Consider the following 16,779-nt stretch of genomic DNA (forward strand, 5'->3'; position numbering starts at 1 on the left):
TACATTCCGTTTAAGCTTTATTTTAATTCTAAACTTAATAAAGAATTGGTTGCGGGAGCCACTATTTTTTGAAAAGAGCGAACTGACGACCTAAGGTCGTACATTCCATTTAAGATTTTTTTGATTTTAAACTTAGAAAAAATAAAGAATTGGTTGCGGGAGCCAGATTTGAACTGACGACCTTCGGGTTATGAGCCCGACGAGCTACCAGGCTGCTCCATCCCGCGTCCGAATGACCTACAAAAAGTAGGAAAGCCAAGCTGTTTTGATTCAAACTTAAGAAAGGTACTGACGACCTAAGGTCGTACATCCCATTTAAGCTTTATTTTAATTCTAAACTTAAGAAAGAATTGGTTGCGGGAGCCCTTATCTTATGAAGAGGGAACTGACGACCTACCATTTATACTTTGGTAAAGTTGATTGCGGGAGCCACTATTTTTGAAAAGAGCGAACTGACGACCTAAGGTCGTACACCCCGTTTAAGCTTTATTTTAATTCTAAACTTATTAAAGAATTGGTTGCGGGAGCCAGATTTGAACTGACGACCTTCGGGTTATGAGCCCGACGAGCTACCAGGCTGCTCCATCCCGCGTCCGAATGACCTACAAAAAGTAGGAAAGCCAAGCTGTTTTGATTCAAACTTAAGAAAGGTACTGACGACCTAAGGTCGTACATCCCATTTAAGCTTTATTTTAATTCTAAACTTATGAAAGAATTGGTTGCTGGAGCCCTTATCTTATGAAGAGGGAACTGACGACCTACCATTTATACTTTGGTAAAGTTGGTTGCGGGAGCCACTATTTTTGAAAAGAGCGAACTGACGACCTAAGGTCGTACACCCCGTTTAAGCTTTATTTTAATTCTAAACTTATTAAAGAATTGGTTGCGGGAGCCAGATTTGAACTGACGACCTTCGGGTTATGAGCCCGACGAGCTACCAGGCTGCTCCATCCCGCGCCTGTGTCTTCCAACCTTGTTGAAAGCGAGGCGTATGTTAGTGATACTTGGTTGAGAATGCAAGGCGTTTTCGTAATTTTTTTTCTGTTCGTACGTTAGTTAAGCAACTCGTTCTTTTTTTATTCTTTTATCACCCCCTTTAACTGAAAAGCACTATTCGTCACTACGCTTATTGTTTATAATTGCCCTCTATTCTCATTGGGAACCCTGTATGGAAATCAACTCTACACAACAATTTTTAGCATTAACGTCACCTGGTATTGAAATACTATTAGCGCAGGAACTTAGCTCGCTTGGTGCTGAGAATGTCGTACAAAAACCTGAGGGTGTTTACTTTTCAACGTCAATTTTACAGGCTTACCAGATATGCATATGGACTCGATATGCTTCAAGAGTATTATTACAGTTGTCTGCTAGTGATGCAGATAATAAAGAAACATTACATCAAGCAGCTAGTGAGGTTGTTTGGTCAGAGGTGTTTGAAAGTGATACAAGTTTTGCGGTTGATTTTGTCGGTAAAAGTAGTGAAATAAGAAACAGTCAATTTGGTGGTTTAACGGTAAAAGATGCCATTGTAGATCATTTTCGTGATCTTGGTTTAGCTCGTCCAAATGTTGATAAATATCAACCAGAGATCAGAATTCAAGCTAGATTATTAAAAGGGCGAGTGAGTTTTTATCTGGATTTTTCAGGTCGTTCTTTGTTCCAGCGTGGTTATCGTGAAACTACGGGGGCTGCACCTCTTAAAGAAAATCTTGCAGCTGCCATTATCACCAGAAGTGGCTGGTTAGACAATCAAAACAAACCGTTGATTGATCCAATGTGTGGATCGGGTACATTATTGATTGAAGCGGTGTCGATGGCTATTGGTTGTGCTGCAAATATTCGTCGTGAACAATGGGGTTTTTCGCATTGGCTACAACATGATGAACTATTATGGCAAACACAATACGAGCAGGCTTACGAAAAAACAGAAGAGGCACTTAAGCAGTTTAATGGAAAAGTTTATGGATACGATTCTGACGGACGGGTTTTAAAAGCAGCAAAACAAAATGCACGTAACGCTGGATTTTCAGATTTTATCGAGTTTACCGAAGCAGATGCAAACCACTTAACAAATAAATTCAGTGAAGGTGGTTATATTGTTTTCAATCCACCGTATGGTGAGCGCATCGGTGAATTACCTGAACTTGTTGAAACCTTTGTTCATTTAGGTCAGTCATTTAAAGAAAATTTTGATCAGTGGAAAGTCGCAATTTTTACTGCGAATACAGAATTATTAACACTGTTAAAGTTGAGTAGTAAAAAGCGCTATAAATTTAAAAACGGTCCATTAGATTGCCAACTTGCTTGTTATGACATCAATGATAAACAACGAGAAAAAGATCAAATAACGCCTCAGTCTCATTTTGATGGTAAAGATTCAGCTTTTGCTAATCGTTTATTAAAAAACCGTAAGAACCTAAAAAGTTGGCTCAAGAAAGAACACGTTGAATGTTATCGCCTATATGATGCTGATATTCCTGAATACAATGTAGCTGTTGATGTATATGGTGATTATCTTGTTATTCAAGAATATGTTGCGCCAGCAAATATTGATCCTAGTAAAGCTGCAAAACGTTTACAAGAAGTGCTTTATTTTGCCCCTAAAACACTCAATGTTCCGGCTGATAAGGTGGTAATAAAAACCAGAGCCAAGCAAAAGGGTACTAATCAATATCAAAAATTAGCACAGAAAAAACAAGCCATAACGTTAACTGAATATGGTGCTAAATTTTCAATTAATTTATGGGACTATCTTGATACTGGGCTTTTTCTTGATCATAGAAAAACCCGTCAACTTGTCGCAGAAAAAGCAAAGCACAAATCGTTGTTGAATTTATTTGCATATACAGGGTCGGTTTCCGTACAAGCTGCGTTGCATGGCGCTAAATCAATTACTACGGTAGATATGTCAAATACCTATTTAACGTGGGCGCAAGAGAATTTTCGTCTCAATAATTTATCAGGTGAACAGTATCAGTTTGTACAAGCAGACTGTTTAGCATGGCTTAAAGAGAACAAGCAATCGTTTGATGTGATTTTTATAGATCCGCCAACATTCTCTAATTCAAAACGTATGGAAGATAGCTTTGATGTGCAACGTGATCATTTAGACGTTATCACTGATGCACTTGGTTGTTTGCATGAGAAAGGTGAAATTATTTTTACTAATAACAAACGCAATTTTAAAATTGACCACGAAGGTTTATCAGCGTTAGGTTTTAGCGCGAAAAATATTTCTGAGCAAACACGCGATAAAGATTTTCAGCGTAATAAACATATTCATAACAGTTGGCTAATTACACGAGCATCTCAATAAATGCAGGCTGATTATCACTTATATAGTAGCGAAGGTTGTCACTTGTGTGAGCAAGCGTTACAAATATGCCAACCCTTTATTGCAAGTGAAAAACTGAGTGTGATTGATATTGTTGAGCAAGAAGCACTTGTTGAGCAGTACGGAATTCATATTCCTGTTTTAGAGCGATTAGACAACGGCGAAAAACTTTACTGGCCATTTACACCACAACAAATACGTGAATTAATAACAGAATGGAATTAATAAGAATTACACAAGGCGAATTAGCCTTTGGTACTGATAGCATACTCGATCACGCTGAACTCAGAATAAAACAAGGTGAGCGTGTCTGTTTAGTTGGCCGTAATGGCGCAGGTAAATCATCATTATTGAAAATTATCAACAAATCGCAATTACTTGATGATGGCGAATTTGTTATATCAAATGATGTTCGTGTCGCTATGCTTGAGCAAGATCCACCTGAATCATGTGATATGACAGTTTTTGACTATGTCGCACAAGGTATTGCCGAAAATGCGGAGTTGATCCAACAGTATCATCATTTAATCGCGGTTGTTGCTGAATCGTCTTCAGAAGCAAATTTAGAAAAACTTTCTGTCATTCAACAAGCACTAGAACAAGCCAATGCTTGGCAAGATGAACAACGTATTGAACAAGTATTAACAACATTAGCTCTTAAGGCTGAAAGTAAAGTCAGTGAGCTCTCAGGGGGGTGGTTACGCAAACTTGCCTTGGCAAAAGCATTAGTGTCAAACCCTGAAATTTTGCTACTCGATGAGCCGACCAACCACTTAGACATTAACAGTGTGTTGTGGCTAGAGCAATTTTTAAAAGAGTTTAAAGGGACTATCGTTTTTATTAGCCATGACCGGGCATTTATTCGTCGTTTAGCAACACGAATTGTTGATTTAGATCGTGGAAAACTAACCAGCTACCCAGGTAATTATGATGTTTATGTTGAACAAAAACAGCATGATCTACAGGTTGAAGCACAGCAGAATGCGCTTTTTGATAAAAAGTTAGCTGAAGAAGAAGTGTGGATAAGACAAGGTATAAAAGCGAGAAGAACTCGCAACGAAGGTAGAGTTAGGGCGCTGGAAAAGCTTCGAAATGTTCGAAAGCAACGTCGTGAATTAACGCATCAAAGTGATATGAAAATATCAACAGGTGAACGTTCGGGCAAGTTAGTGTTTGAATCTGAGCAATTGACCATTGCCTTTGATGATAAAGTGATTATAAATAAGTTAGACTTATTAATCACTCGTGGTGATCGATTAGCTTTTATTGGTGCTAATGGCACAGGTAAATCAACGCTGATTAAATGTTTAATGGAACAATTAACGCCTACTAAAGGTAAAATGCGCAGTGGGGTCAATTTAGACATTGCATATTTTGATCAACATCGAGAAGCATTAGATCCAGATAAAACCGTTCAAGATACTGTGGCTGACGGTAAGCAAGACGTAACTGTTAATGGTCGAACTCGACATGTTTTAGGTTACCTTCAAGACTTTTTATTTAGTCCAAAACGTGCAAGAACACCTGTTAGAGCTTTATCAGGTGGTGAGAAAAATAGATTATTACTGGCTCGATTGTTTTTAAGGCCGAGTAATTTATTGATTTTAGATGAACCAACCAATGATTTAGACATAGAAACTTTGGAATTATTGGAAGAAGTCGTTGCAAATTATGCAGGAACCGTTATTTTAGTCAGCCATGATCGCGATTTCGTAGATAATTGTGTCAATGCTTGTTTGTATTTTGACGGTACAGGCAAAATTACCCAGATTGTGGGAGGGTATGATGATGTTGAACATTATGTTGCGCGTGTTGAAGCTTCTCGTAAAGTTCATAACAGCAACGATGATAGTTCACATCAATCGGCTACAAAAGATAAAAGTCAGCAAGAACAGCCAAAGCAAGCTGTTAGAAAGAAGTTATCGTATAAAGATTCAAGAGAGCTCGACGCCTTGCCCGAGCTTATCGATAATTTAGAAAATGAAATAACAGAATTACAAGCACAAGTGAATAAAGGGGATTTTTTCACGCAAGAACAAAGTGTCACGCAGAAAATATTGAACCAGCTTGAAGAAAATGAGTCGAAACTCGAAGTTGCCTATGCAAGGTGGCAAGAATTAGATGAAATATAGAAATCAAAAGAGTTAAGTAGTTACATGAAAACATTGGTAAGATCGGTCTTAACACTCAGCATTAGTAGTGCATTAGCCCTAACAACGGCACAAGCAGCCACTTATAAGATTATTGATAAGGGTGCTGCAGATAAATTTAAATTTACGTATTCACAGCAAGAAAATAATGTTGGTCAAATGGCCATCTCAGCAACAGATGCTTATAATTTTCCTGTGCAGTTTCAATATTTTGATGAAGATGATTACGATAGTATCGTTCTTTCCGCAGAACGGAACCATGAGTTAGTCAGCGGTATTAATGATATTGAAGATGAAACTGCATTACGTAATGGTAACCCAACAGCAAATGATTTGTTTTGGGCGATACATTATTTAAAAGATACGCAAAAAGCCAGCTTATATTATCAAAAATATGGTGATATTGTCGCCATGACAAACACTGGTCAAGAGTCAACTGAGTTTACTGTTTTTGATGTAACTTTTGAAGGCAGTGATATCTATACACGTTCTACCGTTGATTATATTAATGGTATCACGGATCAAGGCTGGGTCTATGGTAATGGTTCTGCGCCATTTCTTCCTGTAGATTTTACAGATTCAAACGATAACGAAGTAACGTTATGGTTAAGTGAATTTACTACGCGTGGCTTTTTGTCAACAGATGGTGGAAACACCATTCTGCCGATTTTACCGCCTGAAACTACTTATGGTGGCGAATCTGCTGTGCTTGATATCAGTAATAACGGTATTGCAGTTGGTTATGCTAGCACCAGTATTGTTGAAGAAGTACTAGAAGTCATTGAAAATGAGTCTGGCGGATGTAGAGATCCTGAAGTGTTAGATGATTTACCTTTTGAAGCTTGCGTACAATTACGTGCAAACGGCATGTATAACAACGAAGCATTTAAATGGTACGTAGATGAAAGTGGCGAGATTTCAAAGGAGACGTTAGGCTTTTTAGTGACTCCACATCCTGATGATCCAAGACAACATGTTAGCATTGCACAAGCTGTAAACAGTAGTGGTGTAGCTGTTGGCTATGCAACAGGTTGGCAAGATGAAACCGAAACGAATCCTAGCGAATTAGAACCTACAAGCCTGTATGCCGTCGTTTTCAAAGATGGTGTTGTAAAAGATTTTACAGAAGATCATACGGAATATTTTGACTCAAGAGCTTATGATATTAATGATGCAGGTATTGCTGTAGGACATGCTACTACTTTAAGTAATGGCTCTTATCGTAAAAAATTCTATTACGTAGATACCAATCAAGAAAACCCTCAAATGGTATTACCAACAGATTTCTTTACCGGTTCATCTAGTTCAGCGCGAGCAATTAATGAACATGGTATTGTCGTTGGTCAAGGTGAAGTAGAAACGCACAATGATAGCTCATCAAACCCTCGTCGAACTCATGGTTTTATGTATGATATTAATACTGATACTTTCACGAATTTAAATGAATTATTATCATGTGACTCTCCATATACCATTATTGAAGTTAGAGATATTAATGAAAATAATGAAATTTCGGGCTCTGCTGTGATAAAAGTAGAACGCCGAGATGCTAAAGGCAACATCATGTATGATGAAAATGGCGACGCTTTGACAGAAGATGTTATACGCGCGATTAAAATGCAACCTGTTGCCGGTGAAGTCGAAGATTGTGCTAAAGTCGTTGAAGATGTTGAACGTAAAGGTGCAAGTACAGGTATTATCAGTTTAATGCTGTTAAGTTTATTAGGCTTTGCAAGACGTTTTACTAAAAAGTAGTAGTTTATTAATTAATGTTGTGAAAAGCGCTATATTGATATAGCGCTTTTTTTGTCTGAAAATTTAGTCATGTACTTAATCAAAATGGTGTAACGTATTGTAATAAATGTTTGCCGATTAATGCTTTATCTACAGTTAAGATTTAATTGATAATTTTCTACTAATCGCATTTTTAACTGCACAACAGTTAAGTTCAAACACTCAGTACTTTTGTCACATGCAACACAGCTTGTGCCTTATATTAGCAGTACAAAGTATCGTTTATGATATTGAATGGTGAGAAAGTCAGAAATAGGGTAAGAAAGGAACTAATGAACTTATATGATGTAGTATTACTACATCATATAAGTTCATAAATTAAGCCCGTATCGGCTTAATTTTCAGAAATAAAGGCAACTAAGTCTAATACTTTTGTTGAATAGCCAATTTCATTATCATACCAAGATACCACTTTAACGAATGTATCCGTTAGTGCGATACCAGCACCTGCATCAAAAACAGATGTACATGTTTCACCTATGAAATCGTTCGATACTACCTGATCTTCTGTATAACCTAATACGCCATTTAATTCGTTGTGAGCAGCATCTTTCATTGCTTGGCAAATTTCTTCATAGGACGCTGGCTTTGCTAAGTTAACTGTTAAATCTACTACTGAAACGTTTGGGGTTGGTACTCTAAAAGACATACCTGTTAATTTGCCATTTAATTCCGGAATTACTTTACCAACCGCTTTAGCGGCACCCGTTGAAGAAGGAATAATGTTTTGGCTAGCACCACGGCCACCGCGCCAGTCTTTAACAGAAGGGCCATCAACTGTTTTTTGTGTGGCTGTTGTTGCATGTACTGTTGTCATTAGACCATCAGTAATACCCCATTTATCATTTAATACTTTTGCAATCGGTGCTAAGCAATTAGTGGTGCAAGATGCATTTGATACAATGTCTTGCCCTTGGTAACTGTCGTTATTAACACCCATGACAAACATTGGAGTAGCATCTTTCGACGGGGCAGACATGACGACTTTTTTCGCACCTGCTTCAATGTGTTTGCGAGCTGTTTCGTCTGTTAAAAATAAACCCGTTGACTCCACAACAACATCTACACCAATAGCATCCCATTTTAAGTCTGCTGGATTGCGCTCTGCTGTTACACGAACCGTTTTACCATTAACGATTAATTGACCACCTTCGACATCAACAGTGCCCTTAAAGCGACCATGCGTAGAATCATACTTTAACATATAAGCCATGTATTCAACGTCTATTAAGTCGTTGATACCAACTATTTCAATGTCATTTCTCTCTGCTGCTGCTCTAAATACGAAACGGCCAATACGGCCAAAACCGTTAATACCTACTTTAATCGTCATAATAATTCCCAAAAAATGATAATGTAGTAAAATTACATCATTTGAGAAAAAAAACAAGAAAAAGTTATATTTTAGTAAAAACAACTTGGGTTAACGTGAATTTAATTACAGATAAATAAAAATATACTACATTTTTAAAAAATATCGCTAAATAGGCTAGGAACTATTAAAAATACCGTGATAAAATGTACTGCAAAGTATAAAAAAATAATGATTCTTAACATTTATATTAGCGACCCTCTGGAAATTACATGACACAAGAACAACAACTTTGCGATATAGGATTTATCGGGCTAGGCGTAATGGGTAAAAACTTAGTGTTAAACCTAGCTGATAATGGTTATAGCATAGCTGCATTTGACCTAGATCACGAAAAAGTCAAAGAAGCTATCGCGCTTGATAAAGAAGAAAATACCTCAGAAGCTGCACGAGTAACGGGCTGCTTTTCTTATACAGAATTACTTTCTAAGCTTAAAGCACCTCATCTTATTGTTTTATCTGTACCCGCAGGTGAGCCGGTTGATCAAGTGTCGGAAAGTTTGATTGGCGCGGGCATTCAACCTGACGACATAGTAATAGATACAGGTAATAGTTTGTGGGTAGACACTGTTGCACGTGAAGAAAAATATAAAAATAATTTTATTTTATTTTCTTCGGCTGTGTCAGGTGGTGAAGAAGGTGCACGATTTGGTCCTTCTTTAATGCCAAGTGGATCACCATACGCTTGGACACGCATAAAGCCTATTTGGGAAGCTATTGCCGCTAAAGTTGACCCAGCAACAGGTAAACCTATAGAAAGAACAAAGCCTGGACAAATTGTTGATTCAGGCGATCCTTGTACCGCGTATATCGGTCCTGCGGGAGCAGGTCATTATGTTAAAATGGTACACAACGGTATTGAATACGCTGACATGCAAATTATTTGCGAAGCATATCACGTGCTTCGTAATGGTTTATCATTACCAACCGAAGAGATAGCGGACATTTTTGCTCAATGGAATCAGGGCCCGCTAGATAGCTATTTAATGGAAATATCCGTTGACGTGTTACGTCACAAAGTGGATGGTGAACCTTTAGTTAATTTAATTTTGGACACTGCAGGTCAGAAAGGAACTGGACTTTGGACAGCGGTTAGTAGTTTAGAAGTAGGGGCACCCGCACCGACAATTTCACAAGCTGTTTACGCACGTTCAATATCTTCTTTTAAATCACTGAGAGAACAAGCAAGTGAAGTGTTAACAGGCCCTGTTCAAAAAAGCTATTCTGATGAAGAAAAAGCTACTTTTATTGATGAACTTCATGACGCAATATATTGTGCTAAAATTTGTGCATATGCTCAGGGCTTTCAATTAATGAAGCAAGCTGAAAAAGAGCATGGCTGGAAGTTAGATTTTGCTAGTATTGCTAAAATATGGCGTGCGGGCTGTATTATTCGAGCGGTATTTTTACAATCAATCACTGATGCATTTGAGCGTAATGATGACTTAGAGAATTTATTATTAGATGAATTTTTTGCTAAGCAACTTAATGAGAATCAACAGTCTTGGCGTAAAGCAATTGCTAATATTACTTTAATGGGTATACCTGCTGGAGCGTTATCTTCTGCGTTGTCTTATTATGACTCAATGCGATCAAACGTATTACCAGCTAATTTACTGCAAGGGCAGCGTGATTATTTTGGCGCACATACCTTTGAAAGAGTAGATAAACCTAAGGGTAAAAAATATCATGTGCAATGGTCTACTGATAACAAAGAGATGATAAAGGTATAATATGAAAACTGACGACGAATATAAAAAGCAACTATCACCAGAAGCCTTTAACGTTTGTCGTCAGGCAGCAACCGAAATGCCTTTTTCGGGCAAGTATAATGATCACTGGCAAAAAGGTGTTTATCATTGTGCTTGCTGCGATCAACCTTTATTTGAGTCAACATCAAAATTTAATGCCGGTTGTGGCTGGCCGAGCTTCTATCAATGTATAGAAAGTCAGGTTAATTATATAGCTGATCATACGCACAATATGGTAAGAACCGAAATTCAATGTAAACATTGCCAATCACACTTAGGGCATGTATTCGATGATGGTCCTCAACCTACAGGTAAACGCTATTGTGTTAATTCATTAAGTTTAGATTTTATCGCTGATAAGTAATGCTTGGTATTTATTGTTATTAAAACTTCGGCGCAATAAATTGTAACGACTCAATTTTATTGAGCGTTGCTTCAGCGACCTGATCTAAAAACTCATAATCTAAATCATGGGTTGCGATATAATTTTCTAACGCATTGTGATTTAACACAGCATCTTCAGGATCATAAAGGCTTAACACTTTTAACCAAATATAAGCTTGTTTAGTTTCATTTCTCTTAGCAAAAATTGATGATAGTGATTTAAATACCTCATCGTTAATATCGTTACTATCTTCTAAAAGCTCTAATGATCGAAACAGTAGCTGTAATGTTTTCGTTGGATCTCTTTTTATATAGTACGTGGCTAATTCATATTGAGATTCAGATGTTTCAAGCGCTTTAGTTCCTTCTAACGCTAAAAATTTTTCGAGTGCTTGTTCGTCAAGTTCTCTTGTCCAATGATAATATAAAAGGCGAGGGTGTTCAGAGTTTTTGGTGCTTTGAGTTAATGCCTCTATTTTCTCTCGTGCCAAAATCATATTATTAATACGGCGGGTTTTCTTTTCTTTTAATTTTATATGTTCAATTTTTGCTGCATGAGAAATACACTTCTCATAAGCTTCGTATGCAATTAGTTGATTAAATTTGGGTAAGTCATCATTTGGCGATAGTTTAGCCTCTACATTAGCGATCCCTACGGCAATTCGCTCACGTTTACACCAAGAATCTTCAGTAAACTCTTCACAAATTTCAGGGTTTTCTTTACATAACGTGGCAAAATTAGGGCCAGTATCACAGGCGGAAAGGTATAAAAAAGCTGTAAAAACAACTAGGTAACGAATTATCATTGGTAAATCCATTATGTTGCGACAAAAAGTATGTAACCTATAGAGAAAACTTTCATATTCGATTACAATACGCGCCGCAATTCACTATTATTAATAAACACTATAATTAATAATAGTACGTGGTTCAATTGACTGAAATAAAAAGGTTTAAGCAATGACTTCTCATTTAGAGGAACAATATCAAACAAGTTGGCTAGAACGCCAAACTTTCGCGGAAAATATGCAACCTATTATTGGGCAGCTATTTCGTAATAAAGGTATAGAAATCACCGTTTATGGTCGTCCTTTGGTAAATGCTTCTGCTATTGATATTATCAAAGCTCATAAGTCGGTAGCGTTACATGAAGAAAGCAAACTTAGGTTGCGTGAAAGCTTTCCTTTTATTGAAGCATTAACAACAATGTCTTTAGCACCAGCCCGCATTGATGTGGGTAAACTCGCTTACCGTTATTTATTTAAGGGTGAAGCTAATGGTGTATCAATTGAACAATTTCTTGAAAAAGAATTAACTCAGATCTGTAAAAACGTACAAGAAGAAGAACCACGTGATGTTGTTCTTTACGGGTTTGGTCGTATTGGTCGTTTACTTGCTCGATTATTAATAGAACGTACTGGACCAAGTTCTAAACTACGCTTACGTGCTATTGTTATTCGTCCGGGTAAAGATGGTGATTTAGCAAAGCGTGCAAGCCTATTACGTCGTGATTCTGTACATGGCGCATTCAACGGTAGTATTACTATCGATGAAGAGCATAATGTAATAAAAGCAAATGGTGCTTTTATACAAGTGATTTATGCGAAATCACCAGCCGATATTGACTATACTAAATACGGTATTAATAACGCTTTAGTTGTTGATAATACGGGTATTTGGAGTGACGAAGAAGGTCTTGGCCAGCACTTGCAATCAAAGGGTACTTCAAAAGTATTATTAACGGCCCCTGCAAAAGGTGATATCAAAAATATCGTTTACGGTGTAAACCAAGATATGATCTTGGCAGAAGATAAAATTATTTCAGCGGCAAGTTGTACAACCAATGCAATTACTCCGGTTCTAAAAGCATTAAATGACCGTTTCGGTATTAAAAATGGTCATGTTGAAACAGTACATTCTTATACTAACGACCAAAACTTAATCGATAACTATCATAAGTCACCTCGTCGTGGCCGAAGTGCACCGTTGAACATGGTGATCACGTCTACGGGCGCAGCAAAAGCAGTTGCTAAAGCTTTACCAGAATTAAAAGGTTTATTAACAGGAAATGCGATTCGTGTGCCCACACCGAATGTTTCAATGGCGATTATGAACCTTAATTTAAAAGAAGCGACGACAACTGAGGATTTAAATGATTATTTACGTAATATTTCTTTAAATTCTGATCTACAAAACCAAGTAGATTATACTGCTTCAACTGAAATTGTTTCGACTGATCTCGTTGGTTCTCGTTATGCCGGTGTTGTTGATTCACAAGCAACGATTGTTGAAGATGACCGCGCCGTTTTATATGTTTGGTATGATAATGAGTTCGGTTATAGCTGCCAAGTTGTTCGTGTAATGCACGAAATGGCAGGGATCAACGTTCCTACATTACCTAGTAAATAATTGATTGTTAAAAACTTTAAAAATAGGCGCTTAATTGCGCCTTTTTTAATCAAGAAAATTAAGTTACAGTCGATATAGAAGGGGTTATAAAACGTAGTAGGTAAAAGAGAGGTTTTATGTCAATAACAATTTCAAACACGGTTGATGCTGTTCAACAAAACACCACTGAAGGGGGTGGCGTTATTGTGGCTAAGAAAGCAAATGATCAACAAACGTTAGAAGGACAAATGGCGTTAAAATTAATTGAATCGAGCGTCATCAACACGCAAACTCCAGTAGGAAATAGCGGTCATAATATCAATATTAAAGCTTAAACGATAAACGTTCTATGTTAAATACAGCGTGCAGGCTTAGGTAAGCCTGCATACTTTGTTGCTTGTTTTGCTGGTCCATCTGGAAATAACCGATACAGATAACGACTATTCGCTTTTTCTTCACCAAACTCAAGCTTCATCGCTTTGGTTAAAGCACGAATTGCTGGTGAAGTGTTATAAGTAAGATAAAATTCACGTACAAAGCGTATCACTTCCCAATGATTTTCAGACAAAGTAACGCCGTCTTTTATCGCTAATTGATGCGCGATATTCTCATTCCAATCATGCACATTTAATAAATACCCTTGTCTATCTAAATCAATTATTTTGCCGTTGATTTCAATTGTCATTGCTATGTCCAGGTAATATTATTTGTGTGTTTAAACAGTTGTTCTGGTAGTTGTTTAGCGGTCATTTCCGTCACGCCTTCTGGTACCGTTAACCCTCTTGCTTGCATGTGCTCTGCTACTACAAAAATACGCTTGGTAGAAAGAGTGACTAACCAAAGGGTATTAACGTTGTAACAGCCGTCGTCCATGAATATAACGTCATCATCTACACTAACGAGTGATTGATAATGATCAAAGTTGTGGTTTAAAGCAGATTCTCTAATTAAATGTAATGTCGACATAAGATTAAAAATTCAAAATAAAGTGGTGTTGTTTTAAAGAAGCGGCAAACTCTGCTTCATTTAATAGTGTGATACCCGGTAAGCTTTTTACCGCTTTTAAGCCTCGCTGTACTAAACTTTGTTGGCAGACATAAATTTGCTCGATATCGTAAAAAGCAAAGGCTTCAAACGTTTTTAAAAAATTCTTAATGCCAAGTATCTCGGGTTGAGTATCATCTACTAACTGCCAAACACCATCGCCATGAAAATATAAACAGGTAGTTTGCTCATAACTTCCCATAATCAATGCAATATCTAACGAATCCTTTGCCGAAGAGTGACTAAATGGTGCGGTTTGGTTAAGTATTGCTAATGTTTTATTTGTCATAATTGCACCACTTTATCAGCGTTATTCATTAACGTAACTAATTCACCGAGCCCAGAAGGTTGAAAGCCATCTTGCAGGGTGTTTTTTGCAGGTTGGCCATCTTGAAGGTAACACGTTAAACCAAAGCGTTCAGCGGCTGTGCTACATAGATGCATTGGAATGTTACGTTGGTGAGCAAATGTACTCCATTGTTTCGCTATATTGACTTCATCACTGGATATATCGATATTTCGCGCTGCGTTAAGCACCCCAGATTGATAAAAAAATATGCCTAATACGTTAAATTGTTCAGCAGCATCTTCAACAAACTGTAATGCAGTTTTAGTTAAATGGCTTGTTGGTGGGGTAGTAATAATAACGGCAATTTTGTTCACATTAACCTCATAAAAAAAGCCTCGCTAAACGAGGCTTTTCATTATAAACAATTTTTCAGACAAATTTAATCGTCACCACCAAATGCACCTAATAAATGTAATAGGCTGGTGAAAATATTGTAAATATTAAGGTATAAACCTACGGTCGCACGAATATAGTTAGTTTCGCCACCGTGAATAATTCTACTGGTATCAAATAATATTAAACCAGACATAATCATAATAATGGCTGCGCTTAATGCGAGTGATAATGCCGGGATTGCAAAAAAGATATTTGCAATGGCTGCAACAATAACAACCAAAAGGCCAACCATTAAAAAGCCGCCCATGAATGAGAAGTCTTTCTTGCTTGTTAACGCATAACCAGACAAGGCAAAGAAGATCAAGGCAGTTCCACCAAGTGCTTGCATGATCATGCTTCCGCCATTTGCCATTGACAGGTAATAGTTAAGTATAGGACCTAAAGAGGCACCCATTAAACCTGTAAAAGCAAATATCCAAAAGATACCGCTTGCTTTATCCGCTTGTTTATTTACAACAAACAATAAACCGAATGCAACTAGCGTCATAACTAAACCGGCCATATGAGACAATCCCATGGCCATAGAAACACCGGCAGTAACGGCACTAAAAGCTAAGGTCATTGACAATAACAAGTAGGTGTTCTTCAACACTTTGTTGATTTCAATCGCAGAGCTTCTGCTCGCCGTTTGAAAACTCATATCAGGTCTCATATTTATTCCTCTAAGAACTTTTACGTTGTAGTTTTAAGATAAGGGCAAATTTAAGAAGTTCAAGTTAAATAACTCCTTATTAACACCCTGTGACATATTATGACATACGAATTGCAAAATGCTATCGCTTTTTTACTGATCAAACTCTCGTTTTATTTGCCGCTTCCGAAAACAATTCACGCTATGGTCGTTAATCATGCCACAAGCTTGCATATGTGCATAACATATTGTTGAACCAACAAATTTAAACCCTCGTTTTTTTAAGTCTTTACTAAAAGCATCAGACTCTGCAGTTGTTGCTGCATAATCTTGTAATGTAGTAGGGCAGTTAACAATAGTTTTATGATTAACAAATTGCCATTGATATTGACTAAAGCTACCAAACTCGCGTTGAATCTCAATAAATCGTTGAGCATTATTAATGGTCGCTTCAATTTTTTTTCTGTGTCGAATAATATTTGTGTCTTGAAGTAACCGATCAACATCGTTTTCGCTCATTTTAGCGACAAGGGCAACATCAAAATTATGAAATGCTTTTCGGTAACCTTCTCTACGTTTTAAAATAGTATACCAACTAAGCCCCGCTTGTGCTGACTCAAGTGTTAAGAATTCAAATAATTTAACGTCATCATAAACAGGCACACCCCATTCTTTATCATGATATTCAACGTAATCAGGTTTGGTTTCATCGAGCCAAGGGCATCGACATTGTGGTTGTGTTTCAGACATTATTATTATCTTCAATTGTGTATTATGGTTGAATGCTATGCAAAATGATTAAATTTTTAGCAAACGAGCAATCTTAGTGAAATTAACCCTTTACAAGCGGGTAGGGACACTTTAATATTCGCCCCGTCTTTAAGCAAGACATGTTTTTCAGGTGAGATGGCTGAGTGGTCGAAAGCACCGGTCTTGAAAACCGGCAAGGGTTTGTAGCCCTTCTAGGGTTCAAATCCCTATCTCACCGCCATATATAAAAGCCTCGCGAAATCGAGGCTTTTTACTTTAAAAAAACATGCAAAAAGGCTTTACAATAGACGAGCGAATTATTACTATTCGCACCGCTTTTATAAAAGCGAATATTTGGTGAGATGGCTGAGTGGTCGAAAGCACCGGTCTTGAAAACCGGCAAGGGTTTGTAGCCCTTCTAGGGTTCAAATCC

16 protein-coding genes and 4 tRNA genes are annotated in these 16,779 nt (G+C 37.4%); 9 read left to right on the forward strand and 11 right to left on the reverse strand.

Annotation, left to right across the window (positions count from 1 at the left end):
* Window positions 1-150: 150 nt before the first annotated feature.
* The 3 genes from Q4489_RS17700 to Q4489_RS17710 all read right to left on the reverse strand — a co-directional run bounded on the left by Q4489_RS17700 (window position 151) and on the right by Q4489_RS17710 (window position 957).
* Window positions 151-227, reverse strand: a tRNA-Met gene (locus Q4489_RS17700).
* A 288-nt stretch (window positions 228-515) separates the two neighbouring features.
* Window positions 516-592 (reverse strand) — tRNA-Met (locus Q4489_RS17705).
* A gap of 288 nt (window positions 593-880) precedes the next feature.
* Window positions 881-957: transfer RNA gene (locus Q4489_RS17710), tRNA-Met, on the reverse strand.
* 211 nt (window positions 958-1,168) lie between these two features.
* On the opposite strand from Q4489_RS17710, the gene rlmKL reads away from it, so the two are divergent.
* The 4 genes from rlmKL to Q4489_RS17730 are packed head-to-tail and all read left to right on the forward strand — an operon-like array spanning window position 1,169 to window position 7,242.
* A complete protein-coding gene (gene rlmKL, locus Q4489_RS17715; protein ID WP_303483129.1) occupies window positions 1,169-3,319 on the forward strand; it encodes a bifunctional 23S rRNA (guanine(2069)-N(7))-methyltransferase RlmK/23S rRNA (guanine(2445)-N(2))-methyltransferase RlmL in 2,151 nt (716 codons plus the stop codon).
* Entirely contained in the window at window positions 3,320-3,562 is a 243-nt protein-coding gene (locus Q4489_RS17720; protein WP_303483133.1) for a glutaredoxin family protein, read from the forward strand.
* Window positions 3,553-5,469 carry an ABC transporter ATP-binding protein gene (locus Q4489_RS17725; RefSeq protein WP_303483137.1) on the forward strand — a complete coding sequence of 639 codons (1,917 nt, stop codon included), beginning with the start codon at window positions 3,553-3,555 and terminating at the stop codon, window positions 5,467-5,469. Before Q4489_RS17720 ends, Q4489_RS17725 begins: the two co-directional genes overlap by 10 nt.
* Before the next feature lie 24 nt (window positions 5,470-5,493).
* Complete coding sequence (locus tag Q4489_RS17730; protein WP_303483140.1) at window positions 5,494-7,242, forward strand: DUF3466 family protein; 1,749 nt, start codon at window positions 5,494-5,496, stop codon at window positions 7,240-7,242.
* Between the two features lie 373 nt (window positions 7,243-7,615).
* On the opposite strand, the gene gap is transcribed toward Q4489_RS17730, so the two are convergent.
* The gene (gene gap, locus Q4489_RS17735; protein WP_303483142.1) at window positions 7,616-8,614 is read right to left on the reverse strand and encodes a type I glyceraldehyde-3-phosphate dehydrogenase; all 999 of its coding nucleotides are present in this window, start codon (window positions 8,612-8,614) and stop codon (window positions 7,616-7,618) included.
* 251 nt (window positions 8,615-8,865) lie between these two features.
* Between gap and gndA the strand changes: the two genes are divergently transcribed.
* Window positions 8,866-10,386 carry an NADP-dependent phosphogluconate dehydrogenase gene (gene gndA / locus Q4489_RS17740; RefSeq protein WP_303483145.1) on the forward strand — a complete coding sequence of 507 codons (1,521 nt, stop codon included), beginning with the start codon at window positions 8,866-8,868 and terminating at the stop codon, window positions 10,384-10,386.
* A 1-nt stretch (window position 10,387) separates the two neighbouring features.
* Window positions 10,388-10,768 carry a peptide-methionine (R)-S-oxide reductase MsrB gene (gene msrB / locus Q4489_RS17745; RefSeq protein WP_303483148.1) on the forward strand — a complete coding sequence of 127 codons (381 nt, stop codon included), beginning with the start codon at window positions 10,388-10,390 and terminating at the stop codon, window positions 10,766-10,768.
* Window positions 10,769-10,787: 19 nt separating this feature from the next.
* Here msrB and Q4489_RS17750 read toward each other — a convergent pair whose 3' ends face one another.
* Window positions 10,788-11,594: a DUF2989 domain-containing protein gene (locus Q4489_RS17750; protein ID WP_303483150.1), complete on the reverse strand. Its 807-nt coding sequence runs from the start codon at window positions 11,592-11,594 to the stop codon at window positions 10,788-10,790.
* Between the two features lie 154 nt (window positions 11,595-11,748).
* Here Q4489_RS17750 and Q4489_RS17755 point away from each other — a divergent pair, with 154 nt between their 5' ends.
* Together Q4489_RS17755 and Q4489_RS17760 are read left to right on the forward strand one after the other, a co-directional pair.
* Window positions 11,749-13,197: a glyceraldehyde-3-phosphate dehydrogenase gene (locus Q4489_RS17755; protein ID WP_303483154.1), complete on the forward strand. Its 1,449-nt coding sequence runs from the start codon at window positions 11,749-11,751 to the stop codon at window positions 13,195-13,197.
* Window positions 13,198-13,313: 116 nt separating this feature from the next.
* Window positions 13,314-13,511 carry a cytoplasmic protein gene (locus tag Q4489_RS17760; RefSeq protein ID WP_303483157.1) on the forward strand — a complete coding sequence of 66 codons (198 nt, stop codon included), beginning with the start codon at window positions 13,314-13,316 and terminating at the stop codon, window positions 13,509-13,511.
* Between the two features lie 17 nt (window positions 13,512-13,528).
* Here Q4489_RS17760 and Q4489_RS17765 read toward each other — a convergent pair whose 3' ends face one another.
* The 6 genes from Q4489_RS17765 to Q4489_RS17790 all read right to left on the reverse strand — a co-directional run bounded on the left by Q4489_RS17765 (window position 13,529) and on the right by Q4489_RS17790 (window position 16,346).
* On the reverse strand, window positions 13,529-13,861 hold the full coding sequence (locus Q4489_RS17765; RefSeq protein ID WP_303483160.1) for a TusE/DsrC/DsvC family sulfur relay protein: 333 nt from the start codon (window positions 13,859-13,861) through the stop codon (window positions 13,529-13,531).
* Between the two features lie 2 nt (window positions 13,862-13,863).
* Complete coding sequence (locus tag Q4489_RS17770; RefSeq protein WP_303483163.1) at window positions 13,864-14,142, reverse strand: hypothetical protein; 279 nt, start codon at window positions 14,140-14,142, stop codon at window positions 13,864-13,866.
* A 4-nt stretch (window positions 14,143-14,146) separates the two neighbouring features.
* A complete protein-coding gene (gene tusC, locus Q4489_RS17775) occupies window positions 14,147-14,509 on the reverse strand; it encodes a sulfurtransferase complex subunit TusC (RefSeq protein ID WP_303483166.1) in 363 nt (120 codons plus the stop codon).
* Window positions 14,506-14,883, reverse strand: a complete 378-nt coding sequence (gene tusD, locus Q4489_RS17780; RefSeq protein WP_303483170.1) for a sulfurtransferase complex subunit TusD — start codon at window positions 14,881-14,883, stop codon at window positions 14,506-14,508. Before tusD ends, tusC begins: the two co-directional genes overlap by 4 nt.
* A gap of 65 nt (window positions 14,884-14,948) precedes the next feature.
* Window positions 14,949-15,617: a Bax inhibitor-1/YccA family protein gene (locus tag Q4489_RS17785; protein WP_074500133.1), complete on the reverse strand. Its 669-nt coding sequence runs from the start codon at window positions 15,615-15,617 to the stop codon at window positions 14,949-14,951.
* Between the two features lie 132 nt (window positions 15,618-15,749).
* Window positions 15,750-16,346 (reverse strand): DNA-3-methyladenine glycosylase I, encoded by a 597-nt coding sequence (locus Q4489_RS17790; protein WP_303483174.1) that lies wholly within the window; start codon window positions 16,344-16,346, stop codon window positions 15,750-15,752.
* A gap of 150 nt (window positions 16,347-16,496) precedes the next feature.
* Between Q4489_RS17790 and Q4489_RS17795 the strand changes: the two genes are divergently transcribed.
* Window positions 16,497-16,587, forward strand: a tRNA-Ser gene (locus tag Q4489_RS17795).
* The last annotated feature ends 192 nt before the right edge of the window (window positions 16,588-16,779 follow it).

Origin of the sequence: Thalassotalea sp. 1_MG-2023, assembly GCF_030546745.1 — a bacterium.
Taxonomy (GTDB): domain Bacteria; phylum Pseudomonadota; class Gammaproteobacteria; order Enterobacterales; family Alteromonadaceae; genus Thalassotalea_C.